15 protein-coding genes and 1 rRNA gene are annotated in these 19,488 nt (G+C 73.3%); 9 read left to right on the top strand and 7 right to left on the bottom strand.

The features are described from left to right. Positions 1 to 301: 301 nt before the first annotated feature. Positions 302 to 817: an Rv3235 family protein gene (locus IEZ12_RS20155; protein ID WP_189273323.1), complete on the top strand. Its 516-nt coding sequence runs from the start codon at positions 302 to 304 to the stop codon at positions 815 to 817. A gap of 70 nt (positions 818 to 887) precedes the next feature. Here the strand turns inward: IEZ12_RS20155 and secA are convergent, their stop codons facing one another. Further along, positions 888 to 3,662, bottom strand: coding sequence for a preprotein translocase subunit SecA (secA, locus tag IEZ12_RS20150; protein WP_189273322.1), 2,775 nt, complete (start codon positions 3,660 to 3,662; stop codon positions 888 to 890). Positions 3,663 to 3,881: 219 nt separating this feature from the next. On the opposite strand from secA, the gene IEZ12_RS20145 reads away from it, so the two are divergent. Then, positions 3,882 to 5,048 (top strand): winged helix-turn-helix domain-containing protein, encoded by a 1,167-nt coding sequence (locus tag IEZ12_RS20145; RefSeq protein ID WP_189273320.1) that lies wholly within the window; start codon positions 3,882 to 3,884, stop codon positions 5,046 to 5,048. Positions 5,049 to 5,066: 18 nt separating this feature from the next. On the opposite strand, the gene IEZ12_RS20140 is transcribed toward IEZ12_RS20145, so the two are convergent. After that, positions 5,067 to 5,780 carry a response regulator gene (locus IEZ12_RS20140; protein ID WP_043914218.1) on the bottom strand — a complete coding sequence of 238 codons (714 nt, stop codon included), beginning with the start codon at positions 5,778 to 5,780 and terminating at the stop codon, positions 5,067 to 5,069. Between the two features lie 180 nt (positions 5,781 to 5,960). Then, positions 5,961 to 6,653, bottom strand: coding sequence for a ribosome hibernation-promoting factor, HPF/YfiA family (gene hpf, locus IEZ12_RS20135; RefSeq protein ID WP_043914219.1), 693 nt, complete (start codon positions 6,651 to 6,653; stop codon positions 5,961 to 5,963). A gap of 369 nt (positions 6,654 to 7,022) precedes the next feature. Between hpf and IEZ12_RS20130 the strand changes: the two genes are divergently transcribed. Next, positions 7,023 to 7,802: a ComF family protein gene (locus IEZ12_RS20130; RefSeq protein ID WP_189273318.1), complete on the top strand. Its 780-nt coding sequence runs from the start codon at positions 7,023 to 7,025 to the stop codon at positions 7,800 to 7,802. Here IEZ12_RS20130 and IEZ12_RS20125 read toward each other — a convergent pair. From IEZ12_RS20125 to mtrA, 3 genes are read right to left on the bottom strand one after another with little or no spacing between them, the layout of a single operon-like run. Next, complete coding sequence (locus IEZ12_RS20125; protein WP_189273316.1) at positions 7,786 to 9,651, bottom strand: LpqB family beta-propeller domain-containing protein; 1,866 nt, start codon at positions 9,649 to 9,651, stop codon at positions 7,786 to 7,788. The genes IEZ12_RS20130 and IEZ12_RS20125 overlap by 17 nt on opposite strands. Next, positions 9,626 to 11,725: an MtrAB system histidine kinase MtrB gene (gene mtrB / locus IEZ12_RS20120; RefSeq protein ID WP_189273314.1), complete on the bottom strand. Its 2,100-nt coding sequence runs from the start codon at positions 11,723 to 11,725 to the stop codon at positions 9,626 to 9,628. The genes IEZ12_RS20125 and mtrB overlap by 26 nt, the downstream gene beginning before the upstream one ends. Before the next feature lie 2 nt (positions 11,726 to 11,727). Beyond that, positions 11,728 to 12,405 carry an MtrAB system response regulator MtrA gene (mtrA, locus tag IEZ12_RS20115; protein ID WP_030459579.1) on the bottom strand — a complete coding sequence of 226 codons (678 nt, stop codon included), beginning with the start codon at positions 12,403 to 12,405 and terminating at the stop codon, positions 11,728 to 11,730. A 227-nt stretch (positions 12,406 to 12,632) separates the two neighbouring features. Here mtrA and IEZ12_RS20110 point away from each other — a divergent pair, with 227 nt between their 5' ends. The 6 genes from IEZ12_RS20110 to IEZ12_RS20085 all read left to right on the top strand — a co-directional run bounded on the left by IEZ12_RS20110 (position 12,633) and on the right by IEZ12_RS20085 (position 19,293). Further along, entirely contained in the window at positions 12,633 to 13,718 is a 1,086-nt protein-coding gene (locus IEZ12_RS20110; protein ID WP_189273312.1) for a DUF7847 domain-containing protein, read from the top strand. A 5-nt stretch (positions 13,719 to 13,723) separates the two neighbouring features. After that, complete coding sequence (locus IEZ12_RS20105) at positions 13,724 to 14,398, top strand: DUF4129 domain-containing protein (protein WP_189273310.1); 675 nt, start codon at positions 13,724 to 13,726, stop codon at positions 14,396 to 14,398. Then, the gene (locus tag IEZ12_RS20100; protein WP_189273308.1) at positions 14,395 to 15,630 is read left to right on the top strand and encodes a DUF4350 domain-containing protein; all 1,236 of its coding nucleotides are present in this window, start codon (positions 14,395 to 14,397) and stop codon (positions 15,628 to 15,630) included. The genes IEZ12_RS20105 and IEZ12_RS20100 overlap by 4 nt, the downstream gene beginning before the upstream one ends. Beyond that, positions 15,627 to 16,613 carry an AAA family ATPase gene (locus IEZ12_RS20095; RefSeq protein ID WP_373295502.1) on the top strand — a complete coding sequence of 329 codons (987 nt, stop codon included), beginning with the start codon at positions 15,627 to 15,629 and terminating at the stop codon, positions 16,611 to 16,613. The genes IEZ12_RS20100 and IEZ12_RS20095 overlap by 4 nt, the downstream gene beginning before the upstream one ends. Before the next feature lie 79 nt (positions 16,614 to 16,692). Beyond that, a complete protein-coding gene (locus IEZ12_RS20090; protein WP_189273306.1) occupies positions 16,693 to 18,006 on the top strand; it encodes a DUF58 domain-containing protein in 1,314 nt (437 codons plus the stop codon). A gap of 27 nt (positions 18,007 to 18,033) precedes the next feature. Next, complete coding sequence (locus IEZ12_RS20085) at positions 18,034 to 19,293, top strand: hypothetical protein (protein ID WP_189273304.1); 1,260 nt, start codon at positions 18,034 to 18,036, stop codon at positions 19,291 to 19,293. 126 nt (positions 19,294 to 19,419) lie between these two features. On the opposite strand, the gene rrf is transcribed toward IEZ12_RS20085, so the two are convergent. After that, a 5S ribosomal RNA gene (rrf, locus tag IEZ12_RS40835) occupies positions 19,420 to 19,488 on the bottom strand; the annotation flags it as partial.

Raw genomic sequence — 19,488 nt, 5'->3', positions numbered from 1 at the left:
TGGGGGCACCCTTCATAGGTCACTGTGCGACGGTCCAAGAATACGCAGCCCGCGGCCGCCGGTCCGCGCTGGGCCGGTCAGGGGACGGGCGGTGTCCCCCTTGGTGCCGCTCGGCCGCCGACCGTGCGTCAACTCGGTGACCGGCCGGGGCCGCCGGATCCCGTCCGCCGCCGCGCACGCCACCCGCACGGGTGGACTTCCCGGGCCTTCCGCGCGGGCGGGACGCCGCTTGGGTCGGCCGTCGTGGGCCCGATAACAAGGTCGGACACTCCCGCCGCTCCCCCACCCCGAGAAGGCCCCGATGACCGAGCAGCTCACCCGGACTCCCGGCCCCCGTATCCGTCCGCTGGTCCATCCGGTGCACTCCGCCCGCCGCCCGGTCCGGCATCCGCACCCGGTCGGGGAGGCGGCGCGGACGGTCCGCAGCCCGCGGGCGGCCTGCGGCGGGGGCGAGCGCCCGGCCCGGCCGCGCAGCCCCGCGCCGTCCCGGACGGGGCACAGCGACCTGGCGACCCGGTTCGCGCGCCGGCTGGTGGAGGTGCTGTGCGGGGTGCGCCCGGTGCACCAGTTGCAGCGGCACACCACGCTGCCGGGGTTCCATCAGCTCGCGGCGCTCACCCGCAGCGGCCCGCTGCGCCCGCGCGGGCGGTCCTGGCAGCCGCGGCTGGGCCATGTGCACAACTCGGCGCCCGCGCCGGGCGCGGTGGAGGCCTGTGTCCGGGTCGAACTCGGGCCCCGCCACCACATGCTGGCGTTCCGGCTGGAGCAGCACACCCGCACCGGGCAGTGGCAGTGCGCCGCCGTGGAGACCCGCTGACCCCGCGAGGAAAGCGGCGGGGCGCCACCCCCGGGAGGGAGGTGACGCCCCGTCGATCCGCTGCTGCGGGTCAGCCCTTGCGGCGCCGGCCCTTCGCGGCCTTGGCCGCCTTGCGGCGCTCGGCGCGGGTCAGGCCGTCGCCGTCGGGCACCAGGCCGTCGTCGTCGAAGTCGCCCTCGACCACGCCGCCGCCGACCTCGTCGGACGGGGCGGTGTAGTGCAGCTTCTTGCGCTCGGGGGCCTCCAGGCCCTTGGCGCGGATCTCCGGGCGGGCGGCCGGGATGGCGTCCTTCTCCAGCTTGTCGAGCAGCACCTGCTCGTCGTCCGGGACGGGGACCTCCTCGACCTGCTGCTCGACCTGGACCTCCAGGTTGAACAGGTAGCCGACGGACTCCTCCTTGATGCCCTCCATCATCGCGGAGAACAGGTCGAAGCCCTCGCGCTGGTACTCGACCAGCGGGTCGCGCTGGGCGTAGGCGCGCAGCGCAATGCCCTCCTGGAGGTAGTCCATCTCGTAGAGGTGCTCGCGCCAGCGGCGGTCCAGCACCGAGAGGACGACCCGACGCTCCAGCTCGCGCATGATCTGCTCGCCGAGCTGGTCCTCGCGCCGGCCGTAGGAGGCCGCGATGTCCTCCTGGATGACCTTGGTGAGGTACTCGGGGGTGAGGCCGCCGTTCTCCGCGGCGTCCTCCTCCAGCTCGTCGAGGTCGAGGGAGACCGGGTAGAGCTGCTTGAGCGCCGTCCACAGCTTGTCGAGGTCCCAGTCGTCCTCGAAGCCCTCGCCGGTGGCGGCGTTGACGTACGCGGCGACGGTGTCGTCCATGAAGTGGCCGACCTGCTCCTGCAGGTCCTCGCCCTCCAGGACGCGGCGGCGCTCGCCGTAGATGACCTCGCGCTGGCGGTTGAGGACCTCGTCGTACTTGAGGACGTTCTTGCGGATCTCGAAGTTCTGCTGCTCGACCTGGGTCTGCGCGGAGGCGATGGCGCGGGTGACCATCTTCGACTCGATCGGCACGTCCTCGGGGACGTTCGCCATGGAGAGCACGCGCTCGACCATGCCGGCCTTGAACAGCCGCATCAGGTCGTCGCCCAGCGACAGGTAGAACCGGGACTCGCCCGGGTCGCCCTGACGGCCGGAGCGGCCGCGCAGCTGGTTGTCGATCCGGCGGGACTCGTGGCGCTCGGTGCCGAGGACGTACAGGCCGCCGATCTCCTGCACCTCCTCCTGCTCCGCCTTGACCGCGGCCTTGGCCTTCTCCATCGCGGCCGGCAGCGCACCCTCGTACTCCTCCGGGGTGTCCTCGGGAGTGATGCCGCGCTGGGCGAGCTCGGCGGCGGCCAGGTGCTCGGGGTTGCCGCCGAGCATGATGTCGGTGCCGCGGCCGGCCATGTTGGTGGCCACGGTGACGGCGCCCTTGCGGCCGGCCTGGGCGACGATCTGCGCCTCGCGCTCGTGGTGCTTGGCGTTCAGCACCTCGTGCGGGATGCCGCGCTTGCGCAGCTCCTGCGACAGGTACTCGGACTTCTCGACCGACACGGTGCCGACCAGCACCGGCTGGCCCTTCTCGTGCCGCTCGGCGATGTCCTCGACCACGGCGGCGAACTTGGCCGGCTCGGACTTGTAGATCAGGTCCGGCTGGTCGATCCGCTTGGGGGTTTTGTTGGTCGGGATCGGGACCACGCCGAGCTTGTAGATCTGGTGGAACTCGGCCGCCTCGGTGGTGCCGGTACCGGTCATGCCGGACAGCTTGTCGTACAGGCGGAAGAAGTTCTGCAGGGTGATGGTGGCCAGCGTCTGGTTCTCGTTCTGGACCTCGACGCCTTCCTTGGCCTCGATCGCCTGGTGCATGCCCTCGTTGTAGCGGCGGCCGGCCAGGATGCGGCCGGTGTGCTCGTCGACGATCATGACCTCGCCGTTGATCACGACGTAGTCCTTGTCCCGCTTGTACAGCTCCTTCGCCTTGATGGCGTTGTTCAGGAAGCCGACCAGCGGGGTGTTCACCGACTCGTAGAGGTTGTCGATGCCCAGGTAGTCCTCGACCCGGGTGACACCGTCCTCCAGGATGCCGACGGTGCGCTTCTTCTCGTCGACCTCGTAGTCGCGCTCGATCTTCAGCCGCTGGACCAGCTTGGCGAAGTCGCTGTACCACTTGGTGGCCTGGTCGGCCGGGCCGGAGATGATCAGCGGGGTACGGGCCTCGTCGATCAGGATCGAGTCGACCTCGTCGACGATCGCGAAGTTGTGGCCGCGCTGCACCAGTTCGTCCTGCGACCAGGCCATGTTGTCGCGCAGGTAGTCGAAGCCGAACTCGTTGTTGGTGCCGTACGTGATGTCCATCGCGTACTGCTTCTTGCGCTCGGCGGGCGTCATGTTGCCCAGGATCACGCCGACTTCGAGGCCCAGGAAGCGGTGCACCCGGCCCATCCACTCCGAGTCGCGCTCGGCGAGGTAGTCGTTGACGGTGATCAGGTGGACGCCCTTGCCGGTCAGCGCGTTCAGGTACGCCGGCAGGGTGCCGACCAGGGTCTTGCCCTCGCCGGTGCGCATCTCGGCGACGTGGCCGTGGTGCAGCGCGGCGCCGCCCATGATCTGCACGTCGTAGTGGCGCTGGCCCAGGACGCGCTTCGCGGCCTCCCGGACGGTCGCGAAGGCCTCGGGGAGGAGATCGTCCAAGCTCTCCCCGTCGGCGAGCCGGGCCTTGTACTCGTCGGTCAGTGCGCGCAGCTCGTCGTCGGTGAGGTTGACGAAGTCCTCTTCGATCGAGTTGACCTGGGCGGCAATCCGCTGCAGCTTGCGGAGGATCTTGCCCTCGCCTGCGCGCAGGATCTTGTCGAAGACGGACACGTGAGCGGGCTCCTTGCCTGGATCGGCTCTGGATTACTGACGGTGGGGAGTCCACCCCACCGTACGGGTCATCGTATGCGAGGAGGCCGAGCCCCCGGGAGGTCCGTCAGCACGCTATTCCTGTGTCACCCCTGGGGGCACATCGGCCGAAGCAGGGTGCAAACGGTCAAAGCGCTCGGGCGTGGCCGCTCTGTCAGTGCCTTGCCCTAGCCTCGCCCCATGGCCGCGACCCCTGCCCCGACCGCCCGGATTTCCGCCGACCACGCCCGCCGGCTCGCGCTGCGCGCCCAGGGCCTGCTCGGCTCCCCCGACCGCCGCGCGGGCGCCCGCGGCGTGCTGCGCCTGCTCGGCGCCGTCCAGCTGGACACCATCTCGGTGCTCGCCCGCTCGCACGAACTGGTGCCCTACGCCCGGCTCGGCGCGGTCGGCCGGCGCCCGGTGGAGGAGGCGTACTGGGGGCGCGGCACGGCCTTCGAGTTCTGGTCGCACGCCGCCTGCATCCTGCCGATCGAGGAGTGGCCGCTGTTCGCGTTCCGCCGCCGCGCCAACCGCGCCAAGGGCCGGGTCTGGGGCCACCAGATCGACGAGGGCGTGTACGCGCAGGTGATCGACCAGCTGCGCGCCGAGGGCCCGCTGACCTCCACCGGCCTCGGCGGGGCGAAGAAGACCGCCGAGTGGTGGGACTGGTCCGACACCAAGATCGCGGTGGAGCGGGCGCTGGCCTTCGGCGACGTGGTGGTCACCGAGCGGCGCGGCTGGAAGCGGGTGTACGACCTCGCCGAACGGGCGGTCCCCGGCGATTTGTTCGAGCAGGACCTGACGGACGCCGAGTGCCTGGAGCGGCTGGTGGCCCAGGCCGGCGCGGCGCTCGGGGTGGCCACCCGGGCCGACCTGATGGACTACCACCGCCTCAAGGGCGCCCAGGTGGACGCGGCGCTGCCCGCCTCCGGCCTGGTCCCGGTCGAGGTGGAGGGCTGGTCCGCCCCGGCCTGGGCCGACCCGGCGGCGCTGGGGACGGAGCCGCGCGGCCGGCACCGCACCGCGCTGCTGTCCCCGTTCGACTCGCTGATCTGGGACCGCCCCCGCACCGAGCGGATCTTCGGCATGAGCCACCGCCTGGAGGCCTACACCCCCAAGCACAAGCGGGTGCACGGCTACTTCGCGATGCCGCTGCTGGCCGGCGGCCGCCTCGTCGGCCGGGTCGACCCGGCCCGCGAGGGCGCCACCCTGGTGGCCCGGCAGGTCTCGCTGGACGGCCCGCGGTCGGTGCCGGCCCTCGCCGAGGCGCTCCGCGAGGCCGCCGCCTGGGTGGGCTGCTCGGACGTCCGGGTCGAGCGGCTGGACGACGAGGCGCTGCGGCCGGCCCTGGAGAAGCTGCTGGCCTGAGCGGCCCGCAGCGTTCACTCAGCCTATTTCGAGGATCTTTTCACGCATCGCGTAGACCACGGCCTCCATCCTGGAGTGCAGCTGGAGCTTCTCCAGGATGTTGCGCACGTGGTTCTTCACGGTGTTCTCGCTGATGAACAGCTCCTTGGCGATCTCCCGGTTGTTCATCCCGGTGGCCACCAGCTTGAGCACCTCCAGCTCCCGGTCGGTCAGCCGGGGCGCGGGCACCAGCTCCCGGTCGTCGGAGCGGCGCTGGATCATCGACTTGAACTCGGTCAGCAGCTTGGCCGCCATCGACGGGCTGATCTGCGACTGGCCGTCGGCGACCGCGCGGATCGCGGTGGCCACCTCGTCGGTGGAGATCTCCTTCAGCAGGTAGCCGGTCGCCCCCGCCTTGATCGCCTCGTAGAGGTCGGCCTCCTCGTCGCTGATCGTCAGCATGATGATCTTGGCGCTGGGCACCACGTCCTTGATCGCGGTGCACGCCTCGATGCCGCTGCGCCGGGGCATCCGGACGTCCATCAGGATGATGTCGGGCAGCAGGTCGGCGGCCTTCAGCACGGCCTCCGCGCCGTCCCCGGCCTCGCCGATGACCCGGATGTCCTCCTCCTCGGCGAGCACGATCTCCAGGCCGCGGCGGAACAGCGCGTGGTCGTCCACCACCAGCACCCGGATCGGCTCCGCACGACGCGGCGGGTAGCCGGCGTCCTCCGCGCCCAGGCTCTCCCCCATCCGCTCCTCCCCCGCCCTCCGGTCACGTGACGCGCCCATCATTCCACGCCCGGGACGGCCTGGGATCACCCTGCGCCGCCGAACCGCCCGGCTGGGTGACCCCCCGAACGCCGGTGACCCCGGTGGCCGTTCACGGCCACCGGGGTCACCACTTCCTCCGTTCGACGGACGCGGCCGTCGCTACTCCTCGTCGGGGCCGTTGATCGCGCCCCCGGCTCCGGCGAAGTCGGCCGCCGCGGCCGGGTCCTCCTTCAGGTGGATCACGCCGTAGTGGTAGCCGTGCCGGCGGTAGACCACGCTCGGCAGGCCGCTGTCCTTCTCCTGGAACAGGTAGAAGTCGTGGCCCACCAGCTCCATCGCGTACAGCGCCTGGTCCAGCGACATCGGCGCCGCGGAGTGGGTCTTCTCGCGGACCACCAGCGGGCCGTCGCCCTCCACCTCCAGGCTGCCCGCCATGGTCTTGCGCGGCGTGCCGTCGACGCCTTCGGTGGCCTCCGTCGACGGCAGTGCCGCCAGCGCGGCGGTGGCCGCGGCGACGCTCAGCGGGCCTCGCCCGTTGGTGCCGCCCTTCTGCACCCGGCGGCGGTCGGCGGACTTGCGCAGCTGCGCCTCCAACTTCGCCGAGGCCAGGTCGAGCGCGGCCCACGCGTCGTTGGCGGACGCCTCGGCCCGGATCACCGGGCCCCGGCTGCGGAGGGTGATCTCCACCCGATCGGAGCGGTCGGCCTGCCGCGGGTTGTGCTCCTTGGACACCTCGACATCCAGGCTGATCGCCTTGGTGTCGAACTTCTGGACCTTCTCCAGCTTCTCGGCCACGTGCTCGCGGAACCTCTTGGGCACCTCGGTCTTGCGGCCCTTGACGACGATGTCCACGCAGAACTCCGATCCCTTGTGCTGACCGGCCCGGAGTGCGTCCCGGACCGGCGTGAGACCCAGCCGGACCAGCCGGTCACCGCCCGTCCCCGGAACACCGCCCGGGAGACCGCGAGAACCGCCGGCCCCTTACCTCACTTCCTCCCCACCAGGAGCGTTCGAAACCCCTGGAGCCCTTATGCAACACCTCACCCGGGGATCTCGCCTCCCCAGTCGAACGAACGTACCGACGGGCGCCCGACGGTCCGGCTGTTCTCCCCTGTTTACCCTCCTACGGGTGAAACAGTGGTGAACAACTGGACAACACGCCTGACACCGCCCACCGTATGGCTGAAGTCGCCGCCCGGCGAGCGTTCCGGAGGGGTTTCCGTGACGAGCCGCAGCACCGCCCACCGGCCCGGATCCGGCCCCGCACCGGTCCTCGCCGCCCTGCTCGACCTGCTGGTCCCCGCCCGCTGCGCCGGCTGCGGCGACGGCCGCACCGGCCTGTGCCCGCCCTGCCGGGCCCTGCTCGACGGCACCGCCGCCGGGCCCGCCGGGCCGCTGCGCCCACCGCCCGGCCTGCCGCCGGTGCACGCCGCCGCCCCCTACGCCGGGCCGGTGCGCCAACTGCTGCTCGCCCACAAGGAACGCGGCGCGCTGCGGCTGGCCGCCCCGCTCGGCCGCGCGCTGGCCGCCGCGGTCCGCTCCGCCACCGGCCCGGGCGCCGCCCCGCTGCTGCTGGTGCCGGTGCCGTCCGCACCCGCCGCCACCCGGGCCCGCGGCCACGACCCGATGCTGCGCCTCGCCCGGGCCGCCGCCCGCGAACTGCGCCGCGGCGGGGTGGCCACGCTGGTCGCCCCGGTGCTGCGGCAGGCCCGGCCGGTCGCCGACCAGGCGGGCCTGGGCGCCGCCGAGCGGCACCGCAACCTGCACGGGGCACTGACCGTCCCGACCCGGCTGGCGGTCCGGCTGGCCGGGCACCGGCTGGTGCTGGTGGACGACCTGGTCACCACCGGCGCGAGCCTCGCCGAAGCGGCCCGGGCGCTGCGCGCGGCGGGCTGCCCGCCGCGGGCGGCGGCCACCGTCGCGGCGGTCGCCCGGCGCGGCCCCGGGCCCGGCCGGCGCGGCGCGCCCGCCGGGGAGGCCGGGCTCAGCCCGGGTAGATGAACGCCGCGGACGGCCACTTGCTGGACGCCGCGTGCCACTGGTTGTCCTTCAGCCGGTACAGGCGCTGCCCGGACGCGTTGGTCGAGGCGGCGAGCACCGCCGGGCCGACCTGGTCGCCCGGTGCCCGGGCCTCGGTGGCGGACAGCGCCGTCATCGACTCGCCGCCCTGCAGCGGGGAGTCCGTGGACTGCGAGCCGTCGGTGCCCAGGAAGTGCAGCTGCTGCAGCCGGTCGGCCTCCTTGCCGAGCACCACCAGCTGGTCGGCGTCGCCCCAGGAGACGGCGGCGACCTCGGTGAGCTGCGGGGCGATGTTGCGCAGCGCGGTGATCCGGACGGTCGGGTTGACCGCGGTGCCGCCGTGCACCACCAGGCCGAGCGCCAGCGTGGTCGGGTCGTTGCCGCGGTGCACCAGCATCGCGACCCGGGTGCCGTCGGAGGAGATCCGCAGCGACTGCACGGTGCGCCCGTCCAGCCCGTCCACCGTCACCGGGACGACGGTGCGCTCGCGCACCATCAGCACCCGGGACGCGGCCGGGTCGCGGTCGACCAGCCACAGGTCCTGCCGGCCGTCCCAGCTCGGCGAGGCCAGGCCCTGGCCGGGCTGCGGGGCGCGGCTGGAGACGATCGGGTCGCCGTACTTGTCGGTCTCGGTCAGGCCGGTGCGGTACAGGTTGTGGCCGTCCTGGCCGATCACCGCGACGGCGTTGCCGTCCCGGCGGACGGCGAGCTCGCCGGGGCGCGGCTGGCCGCCCTGCGCGACCTGGCCGAGCACTCCGGCGACCGGGGCGGGGTCCAGGCCGTCCTGGTAGCGGGTGAGCCGGCCGTCGACCAGCTGGATGTACGCCTGCGTGCCGCCCTCGCCGCCGGCCAGCACGCCGGGCGCGACCTGCGCGGCCTCGGCGGCGCTGAGGGTGCAGCCGCCCTTGGGGGAGGACAGGTCGAGCCGGTCCAGCTTGCCCTGCTGGTCGGCCAGGGTCTGGAAGAGCTGCTGGGCCATCTGCCGGCAGCCGGTCTGGTTCTTCCCGAGGTCGACGCCGTCCACCTTCACGGTGGCGATCCGGTTGTCGCCGGCGGTCGCGCTCAGCACCTTGACGCCGTCGAGCTTGGAGGACACCACCGGGCCGATCCACTGCGAGGGCCCGTCGGCGGTGGCCTGGGCGGCCTCGGTGAGCGGGTCTATCCGGCGGCGCAGGTAGATCGGATCGGGCACCAGCACCGGGTTGGCCTGGGTGCGTTCGCTGGTCGGGTCGGCGGTGGCGAAGAAGTACCGGTGGACCGGCTTGTAGGTGTTCTTGAAGTTGGTCTGGTCGACGATCAGGCCGTCGGGGAGCGTGTCGATCCGCCACTGGCCTGCGTCGGGGCCCTCGCCGACCTTCACGAAGGTGAATTCCTGCTCGTAGTCGTCGGTGTACCGGGCCTGGTAGGTGTGCCGGCCGTCGAGCTCGGCGACCTGCTTGCCGCTGACGCTGAGGTGCGCCCTGGTGTCGTCCTGCCCCAGGACGGGGTGGCTCAGGCGCGGGGCGTCGGCCAGCACCACCACCTGCGCGTCGGGGCGCCAGCGCTTGGCGGCCTCCGCGGTCAGGTACTGCTTGGCGGTGTCGTAGTCGGCCTGGTCCGCGTTGGAGGAGTCGAGGAACCCGGCCAGCAGGTCGTCGGGGCTCTCGTCCTTGTGCGGGGCGACCGGGTAGACGTGCACCTGGACGCCGTCGGCGGCGCCCTGCGGCACCTCCAGGCGCTGCGGCGGGCCGCCGGAGGGCATCGTGGCGCAGCCGGTCACGGCGGCCGCCAGCAGCGCCGCGCCGCCCAGGGCGCGGGTCCGCCGCTCAGCCGTCCTGTCGTTCCTGTGCACCGGCGGTCCCCTCCTGGTCGGTGTCGGCGCCGTCCGGTGCGGGCGGGGCCGGCTGGGTCGGGCGGCCGCTGCGGTCCACCACGATCTGCGCGCCGGTGGCGCCGTAGCCGGCGGCTGCGGCACGGACGTCGGACGGGTTCGCGACCGGGGCCGCGCTGGGCCGTCCCAGGCCCGGGCCGATGCTGAGCACCCCGCCCAGCCCGGAGCCGAAGGTCTGCCGCTCGGTGTCCGGGGTCTCCGGGACGGCGGCGGGCTCGGTGCCGCGCACCGCGCGCCGGTAGGGCGCGCCGACCGAGGCCATGCCGCGGTTGTGCCGGGAGTCCTCCGGCTCCAGCCGGAACGGGGCCCGGGAGAGCTCGCCGCCGCGGGTGCGCGGCAGCGTCAGCCGGAAGTGCGAGCCGCCGCCGGGCTCGCCCCAGGCCTGCAGCCAGCCGCCGTGCAGGTGGGCGTCCTCGACCGCGATGGACAGGCCGAGGCCGGTGCCGCCGGTGGTGCGCACCCGCGACGGGTCGGCCCGCCAGAAGCGGTGGAACACCCGGGAGGCCTCGCCGGGCTTCAGGCCGATGCCGTAGTCGCGCACGCCGACGGCGACCGCGCCGTCGCCCGCCCCGAGCCGGATCACCACGTCCCGGCCCTCGCCGTGCTCCAGCGCGTTGACCACCAGGTTGCGCAGGATCCGCTCGATCCGGCGGCTGTCGACCTCGGCGATCACCGGCGTCTCGCCGCCGCGGATCAGCACCGCGCTGCCCTTGGCGCGGGCCAGCGGGTCGGCGGCCTCCACGACGCGGGTGACGATGTCGCGCAGGTCGACGGGTTCGGCGTCCAGGATGGCCGCGCCGGCGTCGAAGCGGCTGATCTCCAGCAGGTCGGCGAGCAGCGACTCGAAGCGGTCCAGCTGGTCCTGGAGCAGCTCGGCGGAGCGGGCCGCCATCGGGTCCAGGTCCTCGCGGCTGTCGTAGATCAGGTCGGCGGCCATCCGCACCGTGGTCAGCGGGGTGCGCAGCTCGTGCGAGACGTCGGAGACGAACCGCCGCTGCACCCGGGAGAGCTCCTCCAGCTTGCGGATCTGCGCCTGCAGGCCGTTGGCCATCCGGTTGAACGAGTCGCCGAGGCGGGCGATGTCGTCGGTGCCGGTGACCTTCATCCGCTCGTCGAAGTGCCCGGCGGCCAGCCGCTCGGAGATCCCGGCGGCCATCCGCACCGGGGTGACCACCTGGCGGACCACCAGCCAGGCGATGCAGCCCAGCAGGATGACCAGGAACAGCCCGGCGGTGGCCAGGGTGCCCATCACCAGGTTCAGGGTGCTGGTCTCCTGGTAGAACGAGAACACGTAGTACAGCTGGTACGGGTTGCCGTCCGGGCCGGTGAACTGCTTGCCGATCGCCAGGCCCTTGTTGTCGTCGGGCTTGGCCTGGCTGTCCGGCGCGCGGTGCAGCTTGACCGGCTGCTCGTGCGGGATGGACGGCTCGGCGGCGACCAGGGCGCGCAGTTCGGGAGTGATCGAGTCGGGCAGGATCGAGCCCGAGTAGCGGGCACCGCGCAGGCCGGCGCTGGAGGCGCTCTCCTCCTGGCCGCTGGGCGCGATCGCGATCACCGAGTAGACGCCGGCGCCGCCGGACGCCAGGTCGGAGACCTGCTTGGTCAGCCAGGCGTTGATCCGGTCGCGGGTCGGGTCGGCGGTCGCGCCGGCCTTGGCCTGCAGGTTGATCGCCTCGTTGATCTTGTCCTGCTCGATCTGGAAGCCGCCGATGGCCTGCCCGTGGGCGGCCTTCTGCTTGGCCTCCAGCAGGCCGGTGCGCACCTGGGCGACCACCACCACGCCGAGCACCAGCACCACCACGAAGGACAGCAGCAGGGTCGCCGCCACCACCCGCAGCTGGATCGAGCGGCGGTACAGCGCCAGCACCCGGCCCACCGGGTGCCGGAACTGGCGGATCACCGGCGCGAACAGCACCGACCACCACCGGCGCCGGCGCGGCCGGCCGGTGGTGGAACTCAGCACGTCGCCGCGCACGGCAGCCTCCCCGCCGGAGGTCTCGTCCGACGGGGAGGCGGCGGCCTGCTCCTCGCTCATCCTCAGCTGGGCCCGGCCTTGTAGCCGACGCCGCGAACCGTGACCACGATCTCCGGGCGCTCCGGGTCCTTCTCGATCTTGGAGCGCAGGCGCTGCACGTGCACGTTGACCAGCCGGGTGTCGGCGGCGTGCCGGTAGCCCCAGACCTGCTCCAGCAGCACCTCGCGGGTGAACACCTGCCAGGGCTTGCGGGCCAGCGCGACCAGCAGGTCGAACTCCAGCGGGGTCAGCGGGATGCCGCGGCCCTCGCGCTTCACCGAGTGCCCGGCGACATCGATCACCAGGTCGCCGATGGTCAGCTGCTCCGGCGTGGGCTCCTCGGCCCGCCGCAGCCGGGCCCGGACCCGGGCGACCAGTTCCTTGGGCTTGAACGGCTTCGTCACGTAATCGTCGGCGCCGGACTCCAGGCCGACCACGATGTCGACCGTGTCGGTCTTCGCGGTCAGCATGACGATCGGAATGCCCGACTCGGCCCGGATCTGGCGGCACACGTCGATGCCGTCCCGCCCGGGCAGCATCAGGTCGAGCAGTACGAGGTCCGGCTTGGTCTCCCGGAAGGCGGCCAGCGCCTTGTCCCCGTCCGCGACGAAAAACGGCTCAAAACCCTCACCACGCAGCACAATGCCGAGCATCTCGGCCAGTGCGGTGTCGTCATCGACGACGAGGACACGTCCCTTCATGGCTCCATCTTCTCATCACCCGAATGTGACCTGACGCACAGCTGTTCCGTTCCCGGCCCCCCGACCGTCGGCCGAACCAGTCATACCATCGCAAAGGTATCGGCTTTGCGGCCTTGCTCGGACCGTTGCCGATCAGCAACGGGATACCCCTGGGGTGCGCGTGCGCACCATGGCACGATGGGCCCCCGAAGCACCCGCGCCAAGGGTGCCCCGACGAGGAGCGTCGATTGTCCGAGACCCCGGGTTGGACCTCACCCGGTTCTCCCGAGCCCGCGCCCGGCCCGTCCGAATCCGGCCACCAGGCTCCCCCGGTCCCCCAGACCACCGCCGCACCCGCACCGCCGCAGCCCGGCCCGGCCGTGCCGCCCGGACCGACGCCCGGACCCGGCATCATCCCGCTGCGCCCCCTCGGCTTCGGCGAACTGATGGACGGCGCGTTCGCCCTCGTCCGCCGGTACTGGAAGACCGCCTTCGGACTCAGCCTGGCCCTCGCCTGTGTGCTCGAACTCGTCCAGGCCGGCGTCTCCTGGTGGCTCCACACCTCCGGCACCCGCACCGAAGCCATGTTCGACGGCTACTACACGCTGCCGCTCGAAATGCTCGCCGGCGTGATCTCCACCGGACTGCTCACCCCCGTCATCGGCAACAGCCTGCTCGGCCGTGACACCACGCCCAAGCAGGCCTGGGCGCAGGCCCGGCCGCACCTCGGCCGACTGACCGGCCTGGCCCTGCTGCAGACCGCGATCCTGCTCGGCTCGCTCGCCGTGCCGCTGGTCCCGATCTTCGCGCTGACCGGCGCCACCATGCAGCCCGCCCTGCTGCTGCTCGTACCGCCCGCCGTGCTGCCCGCGGTCTTCCTGTGGGTCAAGGTCTCCTTCGCCGCCCCCGCGCTGATCCTGGAGCGGCAGAGCGTCGTCGGCGCCCTCAAGCGCTCCTGGCACCTGGTCCGCGGCTCCTGGTGGCGGATGTTCGGCACCATGCTCGTGTTCGGAATCGCCGTCGGCCTGCTCGCCGCGGTGCTCACCGTCCCCGGCGCGATCATCACCCTGCTGATCGGCGGCGGCCCCGCCGACATCTACGCCACCGACGGCGAGGCCGCGATCGGCATCGGCGTCATGGCGGTCTGCGGCGTCCTCGCCAAGACCCTCACCATCCCGCTCACCGGCAACATGCTCGGCCTGCTCTACGTCGACCAGCGGATCCGCCGCGAGGCGCTCGACCTCGAACTCGCCCGCGCCGCCGGCCTGCCCGGGCACTACCCGACCCCCGCCACCGCGCCCGTCCCGGGCCAGTACCCCCCGCCGGGGGCCTGACCGCCATGGGACTCCGGGGGGGAGGGGCGCTGCTCGCGGACGGCGTCCCGGTCACCGTGCCGCGCGACGCCGCCCGCGACGCCGCGCACGAAGAACTCCGCAAGGCCATCTACCACCAGCACGAACCCGGCCTGGTCGACCGCTTCATCACCTGGATCCAGGACCAGCTCGACCACCTGTTCAACGGCGTCGGCGGCCCGCTCGGCGGTGGCGACGGCTCCGCCCTGGTGGTGCTGATCGTCCTCGCCGCGATCATCGCCGTGCTGCTCTGGCGACGCTACGGCGCGCCCCGCCGCGAGGCCCGCTCCGCCGGCCGGCTGTTCGCCGCCGACGGGCCGCGCAGCGCCGACCAGCACCGCGCCGACGCCGCCGCCCACGCCGAACGCGGCGCCTGGGCCGACGCCGTCCGCGAGCAGATGCGCGCCCTGGTCCGCGGCCTGGAGGAACGCACCGTCCTCGACCCGCGCCCCGGCCGCACCGCCGACGAGGCAGCCGCCGAAGCCGGCCGCGCCCTGCCCGAGCGCGCCCGCGAACTCGCCTCCGCGGCACGGCTGTTCGACGACATCGCATTCGGCGAACGGACCGCCGACGAAGCCTCCTACCGGCTCCTCGCCGACCTCGACCGCGCCCTCGAACGCACCCGCCCCACGCCCGTGGCGGCCGGCGGAGGAACCGCATGACCACCACCGCACCCCCGCCCGCCACCGCCGAACCCGCGGAACAGCCCGCCGTCGAACCGGCCGCCGCCGCACCCCGCACCACCCTGCGCACCCTGTGGCGGCGCTGGCGCTGGTGGCTGCTCGCCGGCCTCGCCCTGCTGCTGGTCGGCGCGATGGTCGCCGGCATACCCGGCAACAACGGCTACGGCCCGTTCGACCCCCGCTCCGGCGACGTCGACGGCACCCGCGCCGCCGACCAGATCCTCCAGCGGCACGGCGTCACCAGCCGCACCGCCGCCACCGAGAGCGAACTCGTCGCGGCCCTGCGCGCCGACGACACCACCGTCGTCCTCGGCCGCCCCGACCAGCTGCCCCACCAGGAACTCGCCCGGCTCGCCGCGCTCACCCGCGGCGCCAACAGCCGGCTGGTGCTGATCGCCCCCGACCAGCCCGTCCTGAACGCCTTCACCCCCGGCATCTCCACCTACTACTCCGCGATCGACACCACCGCCGTCCCGCCCGCCTGCACGCTGCCCGAGGCCGTCAACGCCGGCGCCGCCCAACTCGGCGGCCAGACCTACGGCCCCGCCGCCCGCGATGTCGGCTGCTACCCGCACGGCAGCTCCCGCCTGGGCCTGGTCAGCCGCACCACCGGCACCCAGCAGGTGATCGTCGTCGGCACCGAGTGGCCGTTCACCAACGCCCACCTCGACCAGGACGGCAACGCCGCCCTCGTCCTCGGCCTGCTCGGCGCCCACCACCGGCTGGTCTGGCAGACCCCCGACCTGACCACCTCCGTCGCCCCCGCCGAGCAGCGCAAGAGCTTCGACGAGCTGATCCCCGACGGCTGGAACTGGGGCGCCCTGCAGCTCCTCCTCGCCGCGCTGCTCGCCGTCGTCTGGCGCGCCCGCCGCCTCGGCCCGGTGCTCAGCGAACGGCTGCCCGCCGTGGTCCGCGCCTCCGAGACCACCGAAGGCCGCGCCCGGCTCTACCACCGCGCGAACGCCCGCGGCCACGCCGCCGAGACCCTGCGCCGCGCCGCCCGCCGACGGGCCGCCGCCGCCCTCGGCCTCCCGCACACCTCCGGGGACCCCGACCCGGCCGCCCTCACCGAGGCCGCCGCCGCCCGGCTCGGACGCCCCGCCGCCGACCTCCAGCAGCTGCTGTACGGCCCGGCCCCCACCGACGACGCCGCCCTGCTGCGGCTCGCCGACGACCTCGACGACATGGAATGGCAGGTACGACAGCCGTGACCGACCAGCTCTACAAGACCGACCCCGGCCAGACCCGCGACGCCCGCACCGCCCTCACCGGCCTGCGCGACGAGATCGGCAAGGCCGTGGTCGGCCAGGACGCCGCCGTCACCGGCCTGGTCGTCGCCCTGCTCTGCGGCGGCCACGTCCTGCTCGAAGGCGTCCCCGGCGTCGCCAAGACCCTGCTGGTCCGCACCCTTGCCACCGCCCTCGACGTCGAGACCAAGCGCATCCAGTTCACCCCCGACCTGATGCCCGGCGACGTCACCGGCTCCCTGGTCTACGACACCCGCACCGCCGAGTTCTCGTTCCAGCCCGGCCCGGTCTTCACCAACCTGCTGCTCGCCGACGAGATCAACCGCACCCCGCCGAAGACCCAGGCCGCCCTGCTGGAGGCCATGGAGGAGAAGCAGGTCACCGTCGACGGCGAACCCCGCAAGCTCCCCGAGCCGTTCCTGGTCGCCGCCACCCAGAACCCCGTCGAGTACGAGGGCACCTACCCGCTGCCCGAGGCCCAGCTCGACCGCTTCCTGCTCAAGCTGATCCTCCCGCTGCCCACCCGCGAGCAGGAGTTCCAGGTCCTCGCCCGGCACGCCGGCGGCTTCGACCCCCGCGACCTCGCCGCCGCCGGCGTCCGCCCCGTCGCCGGACCCGCCGACCTGGCCACCGCCCGCGCCGAGATCCGCGCCCTCACGGTCTCCCCCGAGATCCTCGCGTACATCGTCGACCTGGTCCGCGCCACCCGGCAGTCGCCCTCGCTCGCCATGGGCGTCTCGCCCCGCGGCGCCACCGCGCTGCTCAACACCTCCCGCGCCTGGGCCTGGCTGGCCGGCCGCGACTACGTCACCCCCGACGACGTCAAGGCCCTCGCCCTGCCCACCCTCCGGCACCGCATCCAGCTCCGCCCCGAGGCCGAGATGGAAGGCACCACCGCCGACAGCGTCATCCAGGCCGTCCTCGCCCAGACGCCCGCACCGCGCTAGCCGCCACCGCCCCGGGGGAGAGCGCCGCCCGCCTCTCCCCCTCAGCGTCCACCGTTCCAGAAAGCGAGCCCAGCACCCCATGGCCCTGACCGGCCGCACGGCCCTCATCGCCGCCCTCGGCGCCCTCCTGGTCGGCCTCGTGCTCCCCTCCTGGACCGGCATCGGCGTGGTCATGCTGCCGCTGCTCGCCGCGATCGTCGCCGACCTGGTGCTCGCCGCCCCCGTCCGCCGCCTCACCCTGGAACGGTCCGGCGACCCCAGCGTCCGCCTCGGCGAGACCGTCGCCGTCAACCTGCTCGTCGCCAACCCGTCCCGCCGCCCGCTGCGCGCCCGGATCCGCGACGCCTGGTACCCCTCCGCGTGGGCCCCCGGCACCTCCCTCACCGCCTCCCGGCACTCCGTCACCGTCCCCGCCGGAGAACGCCGCCGCCTCACCACCCGGCTCGCCCCCACCCGGCGCGGCGACCACCACAGCGGACGCGTGACCATCCGCTCCCTCGGCCCGCTCGGCCTGGCCGGCCGCCAGGGCACCCTCGACGCCCCCTGGCGGGTCCGCGCCCTGCCGCCGTTCGCCAGCCGCAAGCACCTCCCGTCGCGCCTCGCCCGCCTGCGCGAACTCGACGGCCGCACCTCCGTCCTGACCCGCGGTCAGGGCACCGAGTTCGACTCGCTGCGCGAATACCTCCCCGGCGACGACGTCCGCTCCATCGACTGGCGCGCCAGCGCCCGCCGCAGCGTCGTCGCCGTCCGCACCTGGCGACCCGAACGCGACCGGCACGTCCTCATCGTCCTCGACACCGGCCGCACCTCCGCCGGCCGCGTCGGCGACGCCCCCCGCCTGGACGCCGCCCTCGACGCCGCCCTGCTGCTCACCGCCCTCGCCACCAAGGCCGGCGACCGGGTCGACCTGCTCGCCCACGACCGCCACCGCCGCACCGCCGTCGCCGGACGCTCCCCCTCCGAGATCCTCCCCGCCTTCACCGACGCGATGGCCCTCCTGGAACCCGCCCTGATCGAGACCGACCTGCGCGCCATGGTCTCCACCGCCCTCCGGATGGCCCCCCACCGCTCCCTGATCGTCCTGCTCACCGGCCTCGACGCCCACCAGATCGAGGACGGCCTGCTCCCCCAGCTCCCCCTCCTCACCAAGCGCCACGAGGTGGTCCTGGCCTCCGTCGCGGACCCCCGTCTCGACCAGTTGGTCAACGCCCCCCGCACCACCGTCCGCGACGTCTACGGCGCCGCCGCCGCCGAACAGACCCGGGCCGACCGCCGCCGCACCGCAGACCTCCTCACCCGCCGCGGCATCACCGTCCTCGACGCCCCGCCCGAGTCCATCGCCCCCGCCCTCGCCGACACCTACCTCACCCTCAAGGCCGCCGGCCGGCTCTGACCCGCCCCGGCCCACTCAGGAGCCGCGTTGAACACCGACCTTCAGCTGATCAGCGACGGCGACGGCCTGGCGGTCATCGGAGACCCCACCGCCGTCGAACGGTTCCTGGTCTCCGAAGGCCTGCCGTCCCGGGACCTCGGACTGGCACGACTCGGCTCGGCCTTCAACGCCACGGCCGGCGCCACCCAGGTCGGCTCCGAGATCGCGGCCAACTCGGGCCGCTGGGTGAAGCTGACCAAGGAGTCCGCCCAGGCCCTCAGCAAGCACCCGCTGATGAAGGGCTCGACCGCCGACACCAGCCGGGCCGTGCTGACCGAGAACGGCAAGATCAAGGGAATCCTCCAGCTGGTGCGGACACCCGGCTCGATGCTGTCCAACCCGGCCCTGCTGGCAGGCGCCGCGGGCCTCATGGCACAGCTCGCCATGCAACAGACCATGGACGAGATCACCGACTACCTCGCCGCGATCGACGAGAAGGTCGACGACGTGCTCCGCGCCCAGAAGGACGCGGTACTGGCGGACATGATCGGAGCCGGCTTCGTCATCGAAGAGGGCCTGACCGTCCGGGACCAGGTCGGCCGGGTCTCCGACGTCACCTGGTCGAAGGTGTCGCTCACCTCGATCACGATCGCCCGCACCCAGGCCTACGCGCTGCGCCAGCTCGACGCGCTCGCCGAGAAGTTGGAGAACAAGACCAAGATCGGCGACCTCGCCAAGGCCGCCAAGGACGCCGAGACCGCCACCCGGGAGTGGCTCGCCGTCCTGGCCCGCTGCTTCCAGCTGCAGGACGCGATCGCCGTCCTGGAACTCGACCGCGTCCTGGACACCTCCCCGGACGAACTCGACCTGCACCGCCTCGCGATCCGCGCCGCCCGGCAGAACCGGGTGGAGCTCATCTCCCGGTGCACCGAACGCCTCTTGGCCCGCATCGACGCGGCCGTCGACACCGCCAACACCAAGGTCCTGCTCCACCCGACCGCCTCCCCCGCCGTGGTCACCTCGGGCAACCAGGTCGCCACCACCGTCCACGACTTCCGCGGCCGGCTCGGCATCGAACGCGACCGGAAGTCGTCGGACGCCAGGCGCTGGGTGGACGCGGCCGGCGAGACGAGGGACCGGATGCTCGAAACCGGCGCCGAAGGCGTCGACGCCGCCAAGCGCATCGGGGCCGAGACCCTGGACCGCGCCAAAGCGGTGACGGGCAAGCTTTCGAGCGGGATCGGGATCGCCGGACGGGCGCTCCGCCGCCGCGGCGACGGCGAGGCGGAGACGGCCAAGGAGGCCTGAGCCCTGCCGGTCTCCGGGCCGGCGGGCTCCTGGCTCGCCGGCCTTTCGGCTCCCCTCTGCCGAATCCGCGTCCGGAAATGCAGAAAGGGCCCCAGCCATGTGGCTGGAGCCCTTTCCAGAAGAATTGTTCGGCGGCGTCCTACTCTCCCACAGGGTCCCCCCTGCAGTACCATCGGCGCTGTGAGGCTTAGCTTC

Source organism: Kitasatospora griseola (assembly GCF_014648555.1).
In the GTDB taxonomy this organism is placed as follows: Bacteria; Actinomycetota; Actinomycetes; order Streptomycetales; family Streptomycetaceae; genus Kitasatospora; species Kitasatospora griseola.
The sequence above is the reverse complement of the archived record's forward strand: the minus strand, read 5'-3'. Positions and strand labels throughout refer to the sequence as shown.

What these genes read in the sequence shown, in the direction of transcription:
- IEZ12_RS20140 (WP_043914218.1), bottom strand. Translation starts at nt 5,780, where the DNA reads ATGGGGGAGAGCCTGGGCGCGGAGGACGCCGGCTACCCGCCGCGTCGT.
- mtrA (WP_030459579.1), bottom strand. Translation starts at nt 12,405, where the DNA reads ATGAAGGGACGTGTCCTCGTCGTCGATGACGACACCGCACTGGCCGAG.
- mtrB (WP_189273314.1), bottom strand. Translation starts at nt 11,725, where the DNA reads ATGAGCGAGGAGCAGGCCGCCGCCTCCCCGTCGGACGAGACCTCCGGC.
- IEZ12_RS20145 (WP_189273320.1), top strand. Translation starts at nt 3,882, where the DNA reads ATGGCCGCGACCCCTGCCCCGACCGCCCGGATTTCCGCCGACCACGCC.
- IEZ12_RS20090 (WP_189273306.1), top strand. Translation starts at nt 16,693, where the DNA reads ATGGCCCTGACCGGCCGCACGGCCCTCATCGCCGCCCTCGGCGCCCTC.
- IEZ12_RS20105 (WP_189273310.1), top strand. Translation starts at nt 13,724, where the DNA reads ATGGGACTCCGGGGGGGAGGGGCGCTGCTCGCGGACGGCGTCCCGGTC.
- IEZ12_RS20100 (WP_189273308.1), top strand. Translation starts at nt 14,395, where the DNA reads ATGACCACCACCGCACCCCCGCCCGCCACCGCCGAACCCGCGGAACAG.
- IEZ12_RS20155 (WP_189273323.1), top strand. Translation starts at nt 302, where the DNA reads ATGACCGAGCAGCTCACCCGGACTCCCGGCCCCCGTATCCGTCCGCTG.